Here is a 19,204-nt window from a genome sequence, read left to right as displayed (position 1 = left end):
AAACCTCCCCGGCCACAGCCTGCCACACGCAACCGTGAACACCATGCAGCCTTTGGTCGGAGTATATTTTCCCCGGTTTTTATGCCATATGAGAACAAATGTCATACGGGAGGAGATGATATGGCCTCAAGACTCGTATGGATCGCGGCCGCGACGTCGCTTCTGGCCGCGCCCTTATGGGCGGGCGGGTCGGTGAAGAACCCGCTGACGGAAAGCGCCACATGGCAGGATCTGCGAGGAGACATCGTGGGCGACGTCCAGATCGGCAGCGCCGATACGCTGCTGGAAATGGATGCCCCATATCGCGCCCATGATGCGGCAACCGTTCCGGTTGTACTCAAACAGCTCGACCCGGATACGCCGATCACGGCGGCAACCGTGGTGATCGACGAAAACCCGGCGCCGGTCGCCGGCGTCTTCACCTTCTCCCCCGCGATGGGACAGCTGGATTTCGAGATGCGGGTGCGCGTGAACCAGTATTCCAACGTGCGTGTCATCGCGGAAACTCCTGACGGGCTGCACATGACCGGCCGGTTCGTCAAGGCGTCCGGCGGATGCTCGGCACCGGCCACGAAAGACCCCGAAGCGGCACTTGCCTCGATGGGCAAGATGAAGCTCCGGTTGTTTGACGGCGACGTGCAGATGTCGACGCCACGCCGCGAGGCCCAGATCATGATCCGCCACCCGAACTATTCCGGGCTGCAGCGCGATCAGATCACCCAACTCTTCATCCCGGCGCATTTCATCGACCATCTCGAGGTCTGGCAGGATGATGAGCTGCTCTTCACCATGGATGGCGGCATTTCGATCTCGGAAAACCCGGTCTTCCGGTTCTCGTATAACGACAACGGCGCAACCGCACTGACCGTCAAGGCCACGGATACCGAAGGCAACACCTTCGAAAGCGTTCTGCCCAAGGCGTCGCAGACCTGACAACCGGTTGATACCTATTGTGGCTTGAGATCACCCGCGCCCGGACGCGGGGATACCTGCCGCAAACTCGCTATGCTGAGGCACAAATCAGCGCCCTGAAACCGGCGACCGAAAAGACAGGCAAATGGAGTGAACCTGGCATAAGTTGTCGGATCGCATCACCTGGCGACACAGCGGCAAACCACTGAAAGCCAATCACGGCCAGAAAAACGCGCGTTATCCACACTGTGCGAACGGCAGTTGAGCGGACCATACAGTCATTGGAGTTCTCATCAAAACAGTGGAATCCAGCGTCACTTCATAAATCAAACCTGACTAGCCAAGATTGGATTGCGGCAGGCATTGCCCATTAGCCGAATACCTGTGGCACGTTCCAAGGGCGGGCTTGGGGTTGCGAAATGACTGTATGGAATGTGCAATGCGCTTAGACTTGATAAAACAATCCCCAACGTGAAGGTGCGGGCGAATTGGTCGAACTGATCGCTGGAAGAGGACGATATGGCAGCTCCAACACTCGAAAACTGGGAACTGACGGCGGCGCTGAAGGATCTCACGGACTGGTTGATTCAGCAGGGTCTTGAAAACACCCCCGTCGAGATTTGGCTTGAGGCGTGCTGCAACCGGCTGGTCGCGGCGGGCATCCCCTTGCAGCGAGCGAACATCACCATGCGCGCCCACCATCCCGAGATTGGCACAGTGGCCTTTCGCTGGCACCGCGATGGCGAAAACGAACGAGTGGATTTTCGGCGCAGAACCGATGCACCGGAAGAATATTTGCAGAGCCCGATCTACTATCTTCTGAACAACAATACTGAGGAAATCCGGCAAAAGCTGTTCGTCCCGGATCCTGCGCTGAATTTTCCCATCTTTGATGAGCTTCGCGACCGCGGGGCCACCGACTATTTTGCCGCAAAGCGAATGTTCCTTCGCCAGGATAACGCGGCCGCTGTAGACCCCATGAACGCCGAAGAAGGCGTGATCATTTCCCTTGCCACAGACGCGCCAGGTGGTTTCAGCGACGCCCATCTCGACGGGTTACGCCAGTTATTGCCTCCTCTTTGCCTGACCCTCAAATGCGGGGCAAACCGGCTGATGGCCGAGGACATCACGGCGGCATATCTGGGCCGTGATGCCAGCAAAAGGGTTCTGTCCGGTGATATCACACGCGGGTCCTCACAAACGATCCCGGCAGTGATTTGGTATTTCGATTTGCAGGGGTTTACCAAACTGTCCGAAACCTTGCCCGGTACCGCGATTATCGAAATGCTCAACGACTGCTTTGCCGAGGCCGTGGATGTGGTCGAACGCCACGGCGGAAACGTATTGAAGTTCATGGGCGATGGGATGCTTGCCATTTTCGACATGGATCAGATACCCGATGCCCGCCGTGTTGCAATTGAGGCTGCTCTGGAGTTGCGCGATGCATTTGTCTCCTTGAACGAGCGGCGCGCAACGGACGGATTGGCAACCACGGGCTTTACCCTTGCGCTCCACGCTGGCGATGTCCTCTATGGGAACATTGGCGGCAAAACGCGGCTCGATTTCACCGTCATTGGCCCGGCGGTCAATACAACCTCACGTATCCTGGGTATGTGCAGTGCCGTCGATCAGGCCATCGTGATTTCCGCCAAGGTCGCGGCCCCATTGCTGGAAAGCGTTCCCGATCTGGTGTCTCTTGGACAATATCGCCTCCGAGGGGTCCGCGAACGTCAGGAGCTCTTTACACTGGATTGAGCGCTGCCATAGGCCGTGTAGATCGAAGGTCTGGACAGGGCTCTGAACTGACATTTGCACCGACCGGATTTCAATCTCAGCAATGTGAGCTTGTCGCAGATAATCTCAAGCCCTGACGAGTACCAGTCAAGCCAACCGCGTCCGGAATCCATCCGGGTGCAGTTCTCGTTGGCAACTCAGAAGCAGACGATCTCGGCCTCGGCCTGCGCCCGGCGCAGTTCGGCCACAAGAGTTTCCGGCATCACCGCGCTTTTGAAGACCGCCATGCGCTCGCCGCCCACGCGCCGCATCGACAGCACCGTCTCGGCCTGCACGTATCTCTCATAGGGCAGGATCGCGGCGATCTCGTCGATCGAGCAGGAACACCGCTCCAGCATCTCGCGGCTCTGGCCATTGGTGGCCATGCAGGCAAAGACGTAATCCGCCCGCGCGGCGGTGGGGTAATCGTTCAGGCGCTCGGCCACGCTTTGCCCCTGCACGGCAAACGGCAGGCAGATGGCCAGGACAGCTCCGACCCAATACCTCATTGCCCCTCCTCAAGATGGTCGAACTGTGTTTCCGACCGATACACCACGCTCCCCTGATCCGGCGCCGCTTCGGCGATCAGGCTCAGATACCAGCCGGGCACCGCATCCGACATCGTCACGCGCAGCTCCAGATCGCCAAAGCCCTGCATCAGCTTGCGGTTCGGATCATCCTCGAACGGGCGCAGCCGGATGGTCCGGGTCGCGACCGTCTTGCCGTCGATCACCGCCTCGCCGGGCTCAACCTCGGACGGCTCGATCAACGATGCCTTCACGCGGTTGCGGATGTAGAACGGGCTGCCACCCGCCGCTTCGGCCATGTCGCGCACCACGGTTTCATAGAAATACATGATCATCGGGTTGCCGACGCTGGCCGGAAAAACACCCAGGGACCGGTGTTTTTCGCCCTGCTGAAACTGCAGATGCGCCATCTCGACCTGATCCGGGCGAAACGACAGGGCGATATCGCCGGTATCGCGCTCGGCGGCGTCCGGTTTCAGCGCATTGACCACCTCGCGCCGGTAGACAAGCGCGTTGTCCCGCCCGATCGCATCCAGCGTTCCGGTCTTGAACAGCAGATCATAGGTTTTTTCGCCATCGACAGGCTCGGCCATCGCCAGACCGGCACTCAGGGTCGCGGCGCAAATCCCGGTCAGCAGGGTGCGTGTCCACATGATCGTTCCTCCCCGCACACAGCTTATGGTGTCAGACCGGCCTGTCACCGGCGACTTTTGTCGGTATGCCCAGACCCCCGCCGACACTGCGCGCGGTGGGCTGCCAGCGGATCTTCCAGTCGATCAGCGGGCGCAGGCGCGACAGTTTCACCGGCTTGGTCATCACCGACACATCGTTCTGAATGCCCGCCTCGCGCAGGCTTTCGCTGCGATTGGCGGTGATCAGGATGGCGGGCACATGGGTTCTGGTCATCGCCCTGATCCGCGCGATGGCCTCGACCCCGGTATCGTCCCCGTCCAGCTGATAGTCAGCGAGGATGATGTCCGGCGGCATCCCCATATCCTCGACGAAATCCAGCGCCTCCTGCGTCGACCGCGCGGGCAATACGCTGGCGCCCCACTGTTCCAGCCACTGGGTGGTGCCGAACAGAACGTCCTGATCGTTCTCGATGACCATGACGATGTAGTCCAGCGACATATCCTCCGATTGCGGCAGCAGAACCACCGGCTCGGCCGGGATCTGCGCGCTTTCCACCCGGTCCATCTCGATGCTGAAGACCGATCCCACGCCCGGCTTGGACCGCACCGACAGCTTGTGCCCCAGCAGGCGACAGGCCCGGTCCACGACCGAGAGGCCCAGCCCCATGCCCGACCCGAAGGGCACATTGTCGGCGCGGGCGAATTCCTCGAACACGCGGGCCTGATCCTTGCGGGCGATGCCGATGCCGGTATCCCACACCTGCAGGATCACCTTGTCCCCGCGCGGACGGCACCCCACAAGCACCCGCCCGCCCGCATCGGTATATTGGATCGCGTTCACCACAAGGTTCTGGATCGAGCGCAGCAGATAGACCGGGTCCGAGCGCACGAAAGCCGAACACGGCACCACATCCAGCTTGACGTTCTTCTTCTCGGCCACCAGCGTCTGGTCGCCGTGAATACCGCTCATCATCGAGGCCAGACTGACATCCGTGGGCGACACCGCATCCGGATCGGCGCTTTCCAGGCGAGAAATATCCAGCAGCGAATGCAACAGCTGCTCGGCCGAGCCGAATGCCCCGTCAAGGCGCTCCATCATGTCGAACAGGTCGGTCTGCCGCGTGGTCTCTTTCAGGGTGGAAATCAACAGCTTGGCCGCGTTGATCGGCTGCAGCAGATCGTGGCTCGCGGCGGCCAGAAACCGGGTCTTCGACGACACCGCCGCCTCGGCCCGCTCCTTGGCCAGCCGCAGTTCTTCCTCGACCTGCGCCTTTTCCTGATACTCCTTGACCAGCTTGTCATTGGCCCGCGTCAGCTCGGCAGTGCGGGCCATCACCCGGTTTTCCAGCATCTCGGTGGTGCGCGCCTCAAGCGTGACGTCCTTGAGCTCGACCAGAAAACCGCCATCGGGCAGCTTGTTGGCGTGAATGTCCAGCACCCGGTCCGACCCGTCGCGCACCCGCTTGCGCAGCCAGCCCTTGGTGTTCAGCTCGCGCCGCCAGGTTTCCACCTTCAGCTCGTCATCGGCCTTGATCAGCCCCCGCGCGCGCATGAAATCCAGCAGCCGCTGCACCTGCATTCCCGGCTCCAGCAGCGGCACCGGCAGACCCAGGATCTCGCGGAACCGCCCGTTGTGCATCATCACCTCGGCATCCGCCGAAAAGCTGCAAATGCCCGAGCTCATGTTCTGAAACACCGCCTGCAGGTAATCCTCCTGCCGGTCGATCAGGGTTTCCTTTTCATCCCGGTTGCGCCGGACCACCGCGGTGATCTCGGTCAGCAACAGCACCACGTTCTCGCGCGAGGTGTGCTGCGCGCTCATCTGGTACCAGCGGTCCTCGCACAGCTCGACCACGACCGAGGTGATGGTGCCGTCATCCCGGCTGTCCGCCAGCGCCTCGGCCACCTGCATCAGGCTGCGGTCGGACGAGGTGAAATACGTGCTGCCGGACATCAGTGCGAAAAACCGGCTGATCCGCAGCCCCGGCACCACCTGGCCCGAGATATCGGGCAACAGGTTCAGAAACAGCTCGTTGCACAGATCAAGCTGGCCGTCGGTAAACAGCGCAAAGCCCTCTTCCATCGACGACAGCGCCTCGACCAGGCTCTTGCGGGTGCGCTCGCGTTCATAGCGCACACTTTCCAGCTCGGTGGTGGCGCGCTCCAGATCGCGGCTCTGGGCCATGACCTGCTGCTGCAGCTCGATCGCCGACTGAAACGCGCGAAAGGCCGAAGGCCCCACATCCTTTTGCCGGTTGGCCCGCCGCATCAGCGCGTCGATGATCTTTGCCTGTTTGGCTACCTGAAGCTCGAGCGGGTCGTGAGGGTCGATCATCATCAGTTCAGCGTCCGGGTCTCGGGCTCAAAGAACGCAACGCCCACAAAGGTCTGGTTCATGTGAACGCCCGATTGCTGCTCGCCATAGGTGTTGAACCCAAGCACCCGCCGCGACTGCAATATGTCGGACACCTGCCGGCGCAGCTGCTTCTGCTCGATTTCCAGCTTGCGCAGCACGCAATCGAACCCAAGGATGAAGTCCGGCGCGCGCCCCTTGTGATCCTTCACGCTCAGACCGGTCTCAAGCGTCTTCAAGATCGCCTGCCCACGCCCCAGCGTCATGATCAGACCGTCATCGATGGCCGCCAGAAACGAAAGCGCATGCCCGGCGGTCGCATCCCGGATCGCGCGGACATAATATTTCAGGTTATGCCGCAACAGCATCGGGTTCTCGGCAAACACCTGCGGCGACAAGGCATCCACCGGACAGCCGACCAGCCGCGCATATTCCTCGGCGGCAGGCGCGCCGTTGATCTCATAGACCACCCGTTCATCCGGGTCCGCATCGGTGATGATGATCGGAGAGCCCACCGGCAGGAAGTGATCGAACCCAAAGCCCTGAAACTGCAGATTGGTCTCGATCAGCAGCAGGATGGCGGCATTGGTGTGCGCCTCGCCCTTGTGCAGCACAAAGGTCTTCTGAAACAGCAGCCCATCCCCGGCTGAACCACCAAATATGGGCAACCCATCCAGCACCGTCTCAAGGGTCGAGACCAACAGATCCTCCTGCTTCGACAGCCCGTCCGAGAACATCAGCGCCAGCCGGTTCCAGCCCGCCGTGTGCTGAAACTTCTCGGTCTGTTTCTGCGCCTGCTGGGCGATGCTCGTCGTATCCAGTGGGTTCAGGTCCTCAAACAGGATCGACGCACAGCGAAAATTGGCCTTGGGAAAGGCCAGCAGCAACAGCGCGTCGGTCTCATACCCTTTGGTGGTGATCTGCCCGGCCGTGGTGCAGCCAAAGACCGGAACCCCGGCAAGGCTGTCGTCAATCCCGCCCATCGCGTCTGTCAGATCCAGCGTGCTCGGGATGAAGGCCAGCACGAACCGGGTCTTGGCCAGATCCAGCCCCGATGCCGCCTCTCGGACCGCCACGCGCGCGTCAGCGGACCCGGACTGACCGATCTGGATGAAGGTGGGGCCGTCTGTGATGTCGAGCATGGTCAATCCTATGGCGTTTCGAATTAGTGTTTTAGAAAGGCGCGCGCCTCCGGTTCGCTGCCGGCCTGACGCGCCAGAACGGAATCGACCAGAACCACCGCCTGAGTCCGGTTGCGCACGCCCAGCCGCCGCAGCAGCGCGGTGATATGCGCCTTTACCGTCGCCTCGGCCAGCGACAGTTCATAGGCGATCTGCTTGTTCGGCTTGCCCGCGCAGATCAGCTTGAGGATGCGCGTCTGCTGCGGGGTCAAGGTCGACAATTCCGGGGTCGAGCGGAACTCGCATTGTTCCGGCGCCGGCGTCTCGGCGGTCTGGCGATACTCCTGCGGCACATAGCGCCGGCCGGACGCAATCTCGTTCAACGCAAACTTCAGCGTCTGCACCGAGGCATCCTTGGGCAGAAACCCCATCGCCCCGCTGTCCAGCAGCGATCGCACCAGCTCGGCCGAGGCCAGCGACGAGATCACCAGCACCCGCGCCGCCGGCAAGCGTTTCCGCAATTCCTGAAATCCCGAAATGCCCGCCACGTCGGGCAGTTTCAGATCGAACATGATCAGATCGGGCTCGAACCCGTCTTCAAGCGTCTCGAATGTCTCTTTCAGCGTACACGCCTTGCGAATCTGGCAGGCGTCAAAGCCCAGTTCCAGCGCCGAGGCCAGCGCATCGCGGTAAAGCGGATGGTCGTCAACGATCAAGACATTGGACACAGGCCCCGCTGTCACCGGGCGCACCGTCGTCTGCATTATAGTTCCTCCCAAGCAAAAGCTAGCCAAAGCGCAAATGATTTCAACCGTTTCGAATCGAGACCCTGGATTTGCGCGGAACTTCCCTGTGTCGGTCCCGCGCTGCCTCGGCATTTTTGCGATATCACGTCATATGTCCCCCCGTGGATGGCGCCGCCCGCAGAAAGCGGCGCGCAAAGGAAACCGGGTCGGGGCCGGGTCGGCCCGGCGCAAACCAGGCCCGGTCGAATTCGCGGATCAGATCGGCGCGCGCCTGCGATGCCCCGTCCCGCCGCATCAGCGCCGTGGCCGCGCGACGCAGTCCGGGCGTGTCGCCGGCCCACGCCATCCGCCGCACCCGCCACGCCAGCGGATCAAGCGCCGTGAAGCGCCGCAACGCACGGAACCCGATCAGCCTGCGCCCCCACATCCCCAGACCCGTTCCAAACGCAAAGACAAGGCCCGCGACAAGTGCGACCGGCCATCCCGGCAACACGGCTGCCGTAACCTGTTGCGGCACTGGGGCCGGTTCAGCGGTGACCGCGCCATAGGCCACCCGCTGCGCCGAAATGGTCACCTCCTGCGCCGCCCGCCGCACCGTGTCGAAATAGGTAAAGCTCAGCGGCTCGACGATGGTCGAGGTGTCGTTGGTCGGACGGATGGTCCAGCGCCAGAAGGCGTAAGTGACCGGTCCCTGCGGCGTCAGCTCCACCAGCCGCTTTTCGGGATGCGGAAAGATCATGGCCGAGGGCGAGGTCAGCTCGGGCATCGGCGGGATCATCTCCGGTGTCGCGCCCAACGCCTCGATCCGCACCACGCGCAGCACGCCCTCGCCGGGTTTCAGCTGATCGGGCGCATTGGACCACTGATCCGACACTTCCAGCCTGCGCACCGGAAACCACCAGCCCTGATCCTGCGGCGCCGGCGCGACCTCGATGGTCAGCGGATCGGACTGGATGCGGTGCTCGAACCAGTCGTCCCCTTCATCCGTCAGCGTCAGAACATGGGTGAACGGCCCGATGGTCAGCGTCCCGGCCCGATCCGGATAGACCGCCATGCGCCGGGTAAAGACCTTGACGGTCCGGCCCCCGATCCGCTCCTCTGTCCAGCTGTCGGGACCAAGCTGCGACCAGCTGAACCCGTCGAAATCCGGCTGGATCAGGCTTTCCCGGGTGATATGCCGCCGGTAGAGGCCGCGGATGGTGAGCAACACCATCTCGCGCGTGAACGGGGTCCCGGCGCCCTCTTCGACACGCACGCTCAGCGACAATTCGGACGGCAGCACCGTTTTCGACTGCGCCAGCGCGGACACAGGCCAGAGCATGAGACACAGGAGCAACCACCTCATCGCGGGTCCTCCGGCGCGGGCGGGGCAAGACCCAGCTTGACCCGCCGCTTGTGTTCCTGCGCGATACGGGCCGCCATGAACTCGCCCGGCACGTCCGACAATTGCTGCAACCAGCGCTCATCGGCCACCATGAACGTGTCATCGAAGATCCGCCGCACACCCAGACGCCCATGACTGTCCAGCTGCGCCAGCCCCAGCATCGTGTTGGAGTTCGTCACGTCGCTGCCGGTTCCCGCCGCCCGCGCATCGCCGCGCGCGACAAAGCTCTCGACCTTGGGCCCCTCCTTGCGCTCGGGAAACAGGCCCAGAGCCTCCGGATCGATGCCCAGACCGGCGTAGTAGCTGGCGACCACGTCAAAATTGGCCCGCGCATCCGCGTGCCCTTGCGCAATCGCCAGATCATACGCCTCAAGTGCCGCGGCATAGCGCCCCCGATGCGCCTCGGCATTGCCGAGGTTGTATTGCGCGCGCGCCACATCAAAGGCCCGCGCCGCGCCGTCGAAATCCCCCGCCCGGTACAGGGCCACGCCCTGCCACTCCGCATCCTCAAAGACCTGCGCCGCCAAACCGGGCAGACCCAGCGCCAGCAAAACCCGGCCATAGGGCGCGGTGCCGCCAAGCGCTGTGGCCAGCACCAAGGCGGCCAGAGAGAAGATCGCCAGCGCCCTCATGCGGCCTCCCTCCGGAACAGCAACAGCAGCGGCAACAGCGCAAGCACCAGCAGGTAACGGCCCATGTCGCGCCAGTAGAGCAACGGGTAATCCTGCCGCTCCAGACGGGTTCTCGCCTCATCCGCCAACCACCGCCCCAGATCGTCGGTCTGGTCCAGCGTGAACACCTGCCCGCCCCCGACACTCGCATGGGTCGCCATCGCGGGCACCGGATCGCCCAGCGCAACCAGCGACACCCGCGTGCCCTGCCCGGCAATCGCCGCCGCCTCCTGCAACGAGGCCGGCCCCAGCCCGGCCCCATCGGTGAACATCACCACGTCACCCGCAATCACCTCGGCCCCGGCCAGCAGCCCGGCGGCCAGCGACAGCGCCCGTTCGGGGCGCGAACCCGGGTCGGGCACGGTATCGGCGTCGATCAGGGAAAAGCTCTGCCCCAGTTGCAGATGATCCGCCGTCATGTCCGACGCCACGTAGGCATCGCCCGCAAAAACGATGATCCCACCGGGCCGCGTGCCAAGGGCGCCCAAACCGAACCGACCCATGGTCAGCATCTGTGGCCAGCGCGCATCCTCGGTCACGCTGGGCGAGGCATCGACCAGAAACAGCACCCCGTCGAGATTGCGGTAGGATTGCGTGTCGCGCCGCTCGACCGCCGGACCGGAGAGCGCCAGCACACACAGTGCAACCGCCCCCAGCAGCACCGCCATCGGCAGACGGGCCGCGGCGGCATCGACCCGGCCAAGCGCCGCCATCGCCTGCATCAACACCGGATCGGCCGCCTTGTCCCACGCCCCGAACCCGCCGCGCCGCGACCAGAGCCACCAGCCGACCAGCCCCAGCACGGGCAGCGCCAGCAGCCAGAGCGGCCTGAGCAGGGTGACGTCCAGCCCGCTCATTCCACGTCCCTCCACAGCAGGAACAGACCCAGCACCACCGCCAGCGCGGCGGGCCATGGCCAATAGTCGCGATAAACCTCCGCCGCCAGACCGTCGCTATCCGTGGCCTCCAGCCGGTCCAGCGCCTGGGTCACGGCGATCAAATCCTCGGTGGTTTTCACGCGAAAACTCTCGCCGCCCGAGATCCGCGCAATCGCCCCCAGCGTGGCGGCGTCCACCACCCCGCGCTCACCCGCTGCCGCACTTTCCAGATCCTTCGGGCCCAGCGCGATCGTGTGCACCCGCACCCCCATCCGCGCCGCCAGCTCGGCCACGCCCAGGGGGTTGGTCGCGCCCGCATTGTTGACCCCGTCCGACAACAGGATAACCACGCGCGATGCCGCCTCGCTCTCCGCCATCCGCTTCAGCGCCAGCCCGAGCCCGTCCGAGATGTTCGTCGCGCGCCCCGATATCCCGATGGTCGCCTCCTCGATCCGCTGCGCGACGGCCTGCGTATCGAAGGTGAACGGGGTGGCGTAATAGGCCTCGGACCCGAACACGATCAGCGCCACCCGATCCCCGCCGCGCCTGCGGGCAAACTCGGCCCCGATGGCGGTGACGGCCTCCAACCGGCTCACCTGCTGCCCGTTCAAGTGAAAATCGTCGCGCACCATCGAGCCCGACAGATCGAGCGCAATCGCCAGATCGCGACCCGACACCTTGAGCGCCGACACCGGCGCCAGATCGCGCGGCCCCGACAGGGCAAACAGGGTCAGCCCCCAGATGGCCCAGAGCAGCCCCTGTTTCAGGGAAAACCGCCCCTGCCCCAACCGCGCCCGGCTGGCGGCCAGCAGGGCACCACCGATGCGATCCGGCACCAGCAGCGTGCGACCGGAAAAGCCCCGCGGCGCCAGCAGCCGCGCGGCGATGAACGGCAAGGGCAGCAAAACAAGCACCAATGGGTCGGCCAGCTCAAACAAGGCGCGCGACCTCCGCCTCCAGCGTTGCGATGTCCGGGCCACCCTCCGGGCGATAGAGGTCTGCTTTCAGCGCCGCATATCGCGCGGGCGCATGGGTGCGCAGCAGATGCAACAACGCCACGCGCCGCTCGGGGTCCGAGGCATCGGACAACGCGGCAAGCGCATCGCCCAGCGTCTTGGTTTGCAGAACCTGCCGTCGGCTGAGCAGGCGCAACAGGGCAACGACTCCCAGGGCACACAGCCCCGCGCCGCCCATGGCCACGGCCAGCTCCGCCCCCAGCCCGCCAGCAGCCTCCACAGGCAATTGAATGTCGCGCAGACTGGCCAGCATGGTGGCTTCGGAGAGAGGTGTATCCGTCATGCCGCGTGCCTCACCGGAAAGGCCGCCGAAATGCGCCGCGCCGTTTCCTCGACACTGTCGCCGGCATTCACGACCAGCGCCGGGCGCGCGCCGATCTGCCGATGCAGCTCTGCGTCCTTGGCAGCGGCTTCGGCAAGATGCACGCGGACGGAACGGCCATCGGCCATCCGGATCGGATACGACCCGCGCGGCAGGCGGCCCGGATCGGCCTCGGTGATCAGGATCAGGCGCGGGCTGCGGCGATGGGCCAGCGCGTCCATCCGGTCCCGAAATCCGGCGCCGGGGGCGTCAAAGCCCGAGGCGATGACGATCTCGGATCCTGGCGGCACCAGCCGCCCAGCCCGGATCAAGGCGCGATCCAGCGGCGCGCCCTCATCCTGACCGGACATCACGGCCTCAAGACCATCCTGATGGGCCTGAACCAGCCCGCCGATCACATCCAGCATACCCCGCGTCCGCCCCCGTGGCGGCACCACCACCGGCGCCCCCGGCGTGATGGCCAGCAACCCCACGCGCCCGCCGCTTTCCACCACGTGCCAGCCGATCAAAGCCAGCGCCTCGGCTGCGGCCACCGACAGAAACGCCCGGCGCAGGCCCCAGAACATCGGGGGCCGGAAATCGGCGACCAGCAGGCTGATGCGGTCGCGCTCCTCCTGAAACTGGCGCACATGCAGGCGCCCGGTGCGCGCGGTGGTACCCCGGTCCAGATGCCGGATGTCATCCCCGGCCACGTATTCGCGCATATCCGCAACTTCGAGCCCATGTCCCTTGCGCCGCGTGGCAAACCCGCCCGGCAGCGCCGCCAGAACCGGCGCCGCATCCGCCAGCAGGGCCACCCGGCGCAGCGCGATCAGCGTCTCGGACGCAAGCGTCACACCAACGGCTGCCAATGGCCCGGTCACAGCGGCTCCACGGTTTTCAGAATGTCCTCCACCAGATCACGCGGCTTGCGCCCATCGGCCACCGCCCGCCATGTCAGCACCATCCGATGCGCCAGCGCATCCGGCGCCAATGCGGCGACATCCTCGGGCAGCGCATAGTCGCGCCCGCGCAAATAGGCCCGCGCCCGCGCCGACGCGGCCAGCGCCAGCGAGCCACGGGGCGACACCGCATGCTCCACGTCCTCTGCATGCGGCCCGTCCCGCGTGGCGGTAACCAGCCGCACGATATAGTCGCGCAGTTCTGGCGCCAGATGCACCGCCCGTACCTGCGCCCGCGCCGCGCTCAGATCCTCCAGCGTCAACTGCCCCGGCTCAGGCGGGCCATCCTGTGTCTCGGCCTCGACCAGATCGAGGATTTTCCGCTCGGTCTCCAGATTCGGCAGGCGCAACACCACATGCAGCAGAAACCGGTCGAGCTGCGCCTCGGGCAAGGGAAAGGTGCCGTCATGCTCGATCGGGTTCTGGGTCGCCACCACAAGGAACGGATCGGGCAGGATATGGGTCTCGTTGCCCGCCGTCACCTGATGCTCGGCCATCGCCTCCAGCAGGGCCGACTGCACTTTGGGCGGGGCACGGTTGATCTCATCGACCAGAACCAGATTGTGAAACACCGGCCCCGGCACGAACTCGAACGTGCCGTCCTGCGGGCGATAGACCGGCGTCCCGGTCAGGTCCGAGGGCATCAGGTCCGGCGTGCACTGAATCCGCGCAAAACTGCCCTCGACCGCGTTCGACAGCCACTTGACCGCGCGGGTCTTGGCCAGCCCGGGCGCGCCCTCGATCAGCAAATGCCCGCCGTCCAGCAGCGCGATCAGCAGCCGTTCGATCAGTTGCTCATGACCCACCAGGCCCTGCGCAAGATGCGCAGACAGGGCCCTCACGCCGCTTGGCGGGGTCTCCGGTCTGGTGTCCATGGCTCCTCCCCGCGCCCCTCTGGCCGCTGACGGTGGACACAGGCTAACCGGAGTCGCCCCTTGGGCAAACACACCCGAAGGTATTACACCGCCGCCCGAAAACGCCGCTCAAACCCGCGCCGGACGGGGACTCAAACGGGCCATTTGGGCAGATTCGTCAAAAAAAGTTTCAAATCCTGCCATTTTTTACGATGCGTTAACGCTTGCCTTCACGCTCCCGTGACAGCCATAGGGCAAATATGTAAACACCTTGCGAGACGGGAAAGGAGGATTTTAGTAGGTAACTATTGTATCGCCATGCATGTCCGGCGGGCTATGGCGCAGTATTGGTTTCCCCAAACGATCAAAAGCGAGCGCGATGAATTCCCCATCGTTCGATTGTGCGGGCGCAATTTATTTAAGTATCTCCAATGCCGGAGCGTACATGGTTTGACGAGGCTGCCCCTTCCGGTCTGACTCCAAACCCGTTCGATACGCAACGCCCGTTTCGTAAGGCCCATTCAACAAAACCCGATATCAGATCGCGGTCCGCCCTGCCCCCGGGGTCAACCCGCGCCTCCGCCCTCCAGCGCAGCCTGCGCGGCAGCGGCCCGCTCGTTCAGGGAATCCGTGTCCTCTGCGGCCTCATCCGGCCAGACCCGCGCCCTCAATTCGACAAAGCGCAATCCTGCGGCCAGCAGTCCCGCCTCCAGCGCATCGGCCGGAAACCGCACCGGTGGCAGGTACACGCCCTTGATCTCGATCTCATCGCCATCGCGGCGCAGGGTCAGACGCTCGTCCGAACTCCACGATGCAAACTCGGCCTCACCGGTGTCCCGCAACTGCGCCACCGCGTCGAAACACAGCCCCGGCACCATATACAGCAACGCATCCTCAACTGTCGCCATGACCTCGCCCGCCGTGATGTCGAGCGAGCCTTCCAGATGATAGCTGACCCCGAACCGGGACGGGTCGGCCCTGGCCGCGTCAGCCTCGCTCACAGCCTCGCCATCGGGCAAGAAAAAGGTGATCTCGACGGTTACATCCGGTTTTGCCATGTCTTGTCCTCAATACGCTTAAGTCAGAGCGCCTTTTATTGCATGCATGTCGCGCGTGGTCACCTGAACAACGTGGGTTCCGCCCCTGGGAAACAGTTGTCCCATATAGGATTTTTGCGGATTGCTGGCATCGCTCGGGTCCGGGTTGAAACCAATCTTCAGCGGTACGGTTTCCGCTGCGCCGGTTTCCGGGTGGGTATAAGTAGAGGTCACCGGATCGTAGTACGTGTAGGTTCCGTTCAGATCCTTGACATCCTGCGGCGGGTTCCGCTTCTGTCCGGCGCCATGATTGGCCGGGTCGCGCCATTGGCTGGCATTTGCGTGCGCAGCCCCAAAATTGTGTTGCCGCCCGTAAGGTGGATGCCCCGGAAATCCTTCCAACGCGGTCTTGGACATTTCGGTCAGTTCGGTTTCCGTCACCGTGCGCGGGAACAAGGACACCGGGGTTGTGCTGTTGATCCCACCCAACCTGAAATCATTGTGCTTGCGCGTATGGCGGCATGCGGCATGGCCGACACGGAAATTGGTTGCCGCCTGGCCATGTGGCGCAATCGGGGTCGAGATCGCATGCAGGTCCGCCAAACCATTGGGATTGGTTGGGTCCGTGTGCTCGAAGGACGCAGCGTGCTGAATCAACTCCTCCAGCGTCAGGCGGTTGACACCGCCAATGGACCCACCGCCCTGATTGGTTTTGAGCTGGGTATAAAACTTGCTATGCAGTTGCGCGACATTCCCACTATGACCCGACGCATTCAGGACATTCTGCAGCCCCATACCGGGCTGGTTGGGCTCTTTCGCCTTCGATTCCTTCAGAATCCAGTCCTCGGCGGTCTCCATCGCGTCCAGCATCGAATCCAGATCGGCCAGATGATCTCCTGAGTGGTCCTTGAACGCGTCATAGAGCCCCTTGAGCTTCTTTCCGTCCGGCTTGGTGCCGCCCTTGGGCGTGAACCCGTAGCGCATCACGCTGGCCAGACGGTCGCGGTGAATGTCGCGGCCAGAGACATTGGTCTTGCCCCGCTTGGCAAACCCGCCCGCTGCCAGCAACTCACCGAACTTGGCCGCCTCGGTATCACCCCGGAACTCGCCCACCATGTCGATCAGGATCTTGGGATCCTTCGCCCCGGTCCCGTCCGCCGGACCGGTCGCGTCGTTCAGACAGCCGTGCTTGTAAAGCGAGCCCAGAACCTCCGGGTGGTGCCCCAGCGCGCCCTTGGTCATCACGCCCTTCAAATCGCTCAGCGCGTTCGGGTTGGTCGTCGTGTCGCTCAACGCCTTCATCAGCTTGATCAACTCGGCAGGATCTCCGTCCGAGCCCGGCTCGAACAGGTTGGCCAGGCATTTCGCGTCCGTGCCCGTGGGTGCATTCGCATCGTCCCGTGTCCCCAGCCCGCCCTTTTGCAGCAGATCGGTCAGATTGGCCTTGTTGGTCCCCTTGTTCAGCTCGGTCGTCAGCGCCTCAAGCTTGGTGCCATCCCCCTTGCAGCCAATACCCACCAGATGGCCCAGCACCACCGGGTCATTGCCCAGACCACTGTCCTCCAGCACCTCTTTCAGCGCATCACACCCGACATCGCCCATGCCGGTGCACAGGGTCGCCAGCGCCTTGGCGCGGCGGGTGTCTTCGGGATCGACCGCACCGCCCGGGCGCGGGCCGCCGCTGTGTTTGAGCAGTTGCGCCAGACATTTCGGATCGGCCTTGGGCTTGCCATCGCCGCCCACAACGCTGCTGTCCAGACCGCCCTTCTTCAACATCTTCGCCAGACCGTCGCGCTTGGGCTTATCGTCGAAGGCACCGATGGTGGCCTTCAGCTTGGCGGGATCGCCGTCGCACCCGACACCGATCAGATGGCCCAGCGGCTCGGGCGCCTGACCCAGACCGCCCTCACCCAGCACATCCTTGAGGGCCTCGCAATCGCTCTTGCCCAGCCCCTTGATCAGATCGGCCATCTTGCCCATGCGCGCGTTGGCGTCGCCGGGGTTGGGTCCGCCCCCGTGTTTCAGAATCTGGCCCAGACATTTGGGATCGATATCCCCCGCCTCCAGCTTGCCGGATTTACCCGTCAGCCCGCCATCGGTCAGCATCTGCTTAAGCTTGACGGGCCCCGGGTCGTCCTTGAACGCCCCGGTAAAGGCCTTAAGCTGCGCCGCATCGCCCCCGCAGCCGATGCCGATGGCGTGGCCCAGAGCGTCCGGCGCCTGACCCAGACCGCCATCGCTCAGGGTTGTTTTGAGCTCTTTGCACGCATCCTCGTCCATGTTTGTGAACAGCGTCGCCAGTGCATCCGAGCGCCGCTGGGCATCGTCCCCAACAAAGTCGTGCGCCGCCGGTCCAGCGGCGTGTTTCAGCATCATCGCCAGACATTTCGGGTCGATATCGCCATCCGCCAACGCACCGGGTTTGCCCGCCAGACCGCCATCGGTCAGCATCCGTTTCAACCCGTCGCGCGCCGACTTCTTCTCAAACGACTTCCCAAGCTGAATCAGCGCCTTGGGGTCGCCATCGCAGCCCGTGCCCAGCAATTCACCCAGCGCGTCCGGGGCATCGCCCAGCCCGCCATCTTCCACCAGCCCCTTCAGCTTCTCGCGGTCGTCCTTGTCCGAGAACCCTTCGCACAGGGTCTTGAACTTTCCGGCATCCCCGCCGCAGCCCTTGGTGAATAGCGCCACCAGCGCCTTGGGCTTGGCGTCCAGCCCCGCATCCTTGGCCAGATTGGTCAGGTGGCTGACATCGCCGCCAAAGGCCGCATGTAACTGCACCACATCCGCAGGCTTGACTCCACCGCTCAGCAACTCGGCGGTGAACGAGGGGCTCAGATCCTCGCACAGCTTTTTCAGCCCGGCGCCGTCCAGTTTGCCCTCAACCACCAGCGCCACGACCGCATCGGCCTTGCCCAGACCTTCGATGATCTTTTTCAGCTTGGCTGCACCGACAACCCCGGTCAGGATGCCGTTCAACTTGTCGGCCCCGCCCATCGACTTGCACAGAACACCCAGCGTCTTGGCGTCGAAGGTTTTCAGATGCTCGGCCAGCTTGGCCCGACCCCCAAGATCCGTTTCCAGCTTGGCGAACTCGTCTTCGGAGATACCGGCCGCCGCGCACAGATCCTTGATCCCGGCCTCATCGCCCAGCGCCTCCAGCTCATCCCTGATCCGGTCCAAAACCCGGCGCAGCTCATCCAGCGTTTCCTGCGCCTTCCGATTGCGCTCATCGGTGATCGGGTCCTCAAGCGCCTTGTTGAACGCCTCACGCGCCCGCGCCATGTCCGTTTTCTGGTCCGGCAAATAGCCCAGATCCGGAACCTGCGCGCCTTCCTCAGCAATCCGCCTGTGCTCCTTCAGACGCTCGGCGCCAGCCTCCGCGATTGTCTCGAACAATTCCTGCGCCTCGGACAGCGCTTCCTTTGCGGTCGTCAGCTCCAGCTCCGACAGCACAAACCCGCTGAAACACTTCTCGACCGCGCCGATGGCCTTTGTCAGCTCAGCCGCCTCCTCCCCGGTCGCGCCCTCGGGCGGCGGTGCCAGCTTGGCCAGGTCCTCCTGAATCCGCTGGCCTTCCTGCTTGCGTTCTTCGACCCGATCGGAAATCTCCTGCACCTGCGTTTGGATCTGACCGACCTCACCCTCCAGCGTCTCTCTCTCGCTGTCCGCAGCGTCCCTGATCCGCGCCTCAAGCTGCCCCGCGGCGGTGATGACGACAACAAGCTCGTCCTCGGTCGATCCCGGCACGATGGAACTGTGCGAGGCGCCCTCGGGCACCGCCCTGCGCAAACGCTCGATCAGTGGCGGCCGCCAGTCCGGTTCGTCGTCGTCATGATCTTCGGGGCCGTCATCATCGTAATCGTCATCATCGTAATCATCATCGTCCCAGTCATCGTCGTCGTCCCAATCGTCCCAGTCGTCGTAACTGCCGGGCGAGACGCCATAATGCGGGGCCAGCGACATACCCCACTCGATCTCTTCCTTCTGCCAGCGCTTCTTGCCCTTGTTCTTACCGGGTTTGGCCATGAAACGTG

General features: G+C 63.8%; 16 protein-coding genes. 2 read left to right on the top strand and 14 right to left on the bottom strand.

All coding sequences use genetic code 11. From position 1 onward, the window contains the following. Nucleotides 1–120: 120 nt before the first annotated feature. The gene (locus GOX53_RS00715; protein ID WP_171173069.1) at nt 121–933 is read left to right on the top strand and encodes a quinoprotein dehydrogenase-associated SoxYZ-like carrier; all 813 of its coding nucleotides are present in this window, start codon (nt 121–123) and stop codon (nt 931–933) included. A 666-nt stretch (nt 934–1,599) separates the two neighbouring features. Then, nucleotides 1,600–2,667 (top strand): adenylate/guanylate cyclase domain-containing protein, encoded by a 1,068-nt coding sequence (locus tag GOX53_RS00710; RefSeq protein WP_254446410.1) that lies wholly within the window; start codon nt 1,600–1,602, stop codon nt 2,665–2,667. A 176-nt stretch (nt 2,668–2,843) separates the two neighbouring features. Here the strand turns inward: GOX53_RS00710 and GOX53_RS00705 are convergent, their stop codons facing one another. The 14 genes from GOX53_RS00705 to GOX53_RS00640 all read right to left on the bottom strand — a co-directional run bounded on the left by GOX53_RS00705 (nt 2,844) and on the right by GOX53_RS00640 (nt 19,196). After that, complete coding sequence (locus GOX53_RS00705; RefSeq protein WP_171173067.1) at nt 2,844–3,194, bottom strand: hypothetical protein; 351 nt, start codon at nt 3,192–3,194, stop codon at nt 2,844–2,846. Next, nucleotides 3,191–3,865, bottom strand: a complete 675-nt coding sequence (locus GOX53_RS00700) for a hypothetical protein (protein ID WP_171173066.1) — start codon at nt 3,863–3,865, stop codon at nt 3,191–3,193. The genes GOX53_RS00705 and GOX53_RS00700 overlap by 4 nt, the downstream gene beginning before the upstream one ends. A 31-nt stretch (nt 3,866–3,896) precedes the next feature. Further along, a complete protein-coding gene (locus GOX53_RS00695; RefSeq protein WP_371810228.1) occupies nt 3,897–6,182 on the bottom strand; it encodes a PAS-domain containing protein in 2,286 nt (761 codons plus the stop codon). Beyond that, a complete protein-coding gene (locus tag GOX53_RS00690) occupies nt 6,182–7,339 on the bottom strand; it encodes an FIST N-terminal domain-containing protein (protein WP_171173065.1) in 1,158 nt (385 codons plus the stop codon). The genes GOX53_RS00695 and GOX53_RS00690 overlap by 1 nt, the downstream gene beginning before the upstream one ends. 23 nt (nt 7,340–7,362) lie before the next feature. Continuing rightward, on the bottom strand, nt 7,363–8,082 hold the full coding sequence (locus GOX53_RS00685) for a response regulator transcription factor (RefSeq protein ID WP_171173064.1): 720 nt from the start codon (nt 8,080–8,082) through the stop codon (nt 7,363–7,365). A 124-nt stretch (nt 8,083–8,206) separates the two neighbouring features. Then, entirely contained in the window at nt 8,207–9,409 is a 1,203-nt protein-coding gene (locus GOX53_RS00680) for a BatD family protein (protein WP_171173063.1), read from the bottom strand. After that, entirely contained in the window at nt 9,406–10,080 is a 675-nt protein-coding gene (locus tag GOX53_RS00675) for a tetratricopeptide repeat protein (protein WP_171173062.1), read from the bottom strand. Before GOX53_RS00675 ends, GOX53_RS00680 begins: the two co-directional genes overlap by 4 nt. Further along, nucleotides 10,077–10,976 carry a VWA domain-containing protein gene (locus GOX53_RS00670; RefSeq protein WP_171173061.1) on the bottom strand — a complete coding sequence of 300 codons (900 nt, stop codon included), beginning with the start codon at nt 10,974–10,976 and terminating at the stop codon, nt 10,077–10,079. Before GOX53_RS00670 ends, GOX53_RS00675 begins: the two co-directional genes overlap by 4 nt. Continuing rightward, on the bottom strand, nt 10,973–11,935 hold the full coding sequence (locus GOX53_RS00665; protein WP_171173060.1) for a VWA domain-containing protein: 963 nt from the start codon (nt 11,933–11,935) through the stop codon (nt 10,973–10,975). Before GOX53_RS00665 ends, GOX53_RS00670 begins: the two co-directional genes overlap by 4 nt. After that, nucleotides 11,928–12,296, bottom strand: a complete 369-nt coding sequence (locus GOX53_RS00660; RefSeq protein ID WP_171173059.1) for a hypothetical protein — start codon at nt 12,294–12,296, stop codon at nt 11,928–11,930. Before GOX53_RS00660 ends, GOX53_RS00665 begins: the two co-directional genes overlap by 8 nt. Beyond that, a complete protein-coding gene (locus GOX53_RS00655; RefSeq protein ID WP_171173058.1) occupies nt 12,293–13,198 on the bottom strand; it encodes a DUF58 domain-containing protein in 906 nt (301 codons plus the stop codon). The genes GOX53_RS00660 and GOX53_RS00655 overlap by 4 nt, the downstream gene beginning before the upstream one ends. Further along, nucleotides 13,195–14,151, bottom strand: a complete 957-nt coding sequence (locus GOX53_RS00650) for a MoxR family ATPase (protein WP_171173057.1) — start codon at nt 14,149–14,151, stop codon at nt 13,195–13,197. Before GOX53_RS00650 ends, GOX53_RS00655 begins: the two co-directional genes overlap by 4 nt. A gap of 545 nt (nt 14,152–14,696) precedes the next feature. Then, nucleotides 14,697–15,188: a hypothetical protein gene (locus GOX53_RS00645; protein WP_171173056.1), complete on the bottom strand. Its 492-nt coding sequence runs from the start codon at nt 15,186–15,188 to the stop codon at nt 14,697–14,699. Nucleotides 15,189–15,206: 18 nt separating this feature from the next. Further along, complete coding sequence (locus GOX53_RS00640; protein WP_171172942.1) at nt 15,207–19,196, bottom strand: hypothetical protein; 3,990 nt, start codon at nt 19,194–19,196, stop codon at nt 15,207–15,209. Nucleotides 19,197–19,204: the final 8 nt, after the last annotated feature.

It is taken from the genome of Ruegeria sp. HKCCD8929 (assembly GCF_013031405.1).
Lineage (GTDB): Bacteria > Pseudomonadota > Alphaproteobacteria > Rhodobacterales > Rhodobacteraceae > Ruegeria.
The sequence above is the reverse complement of the archived record's forward strand: the minus strand, read 5'-3'. Positions and strand labels throughout refer to the sequence as shown.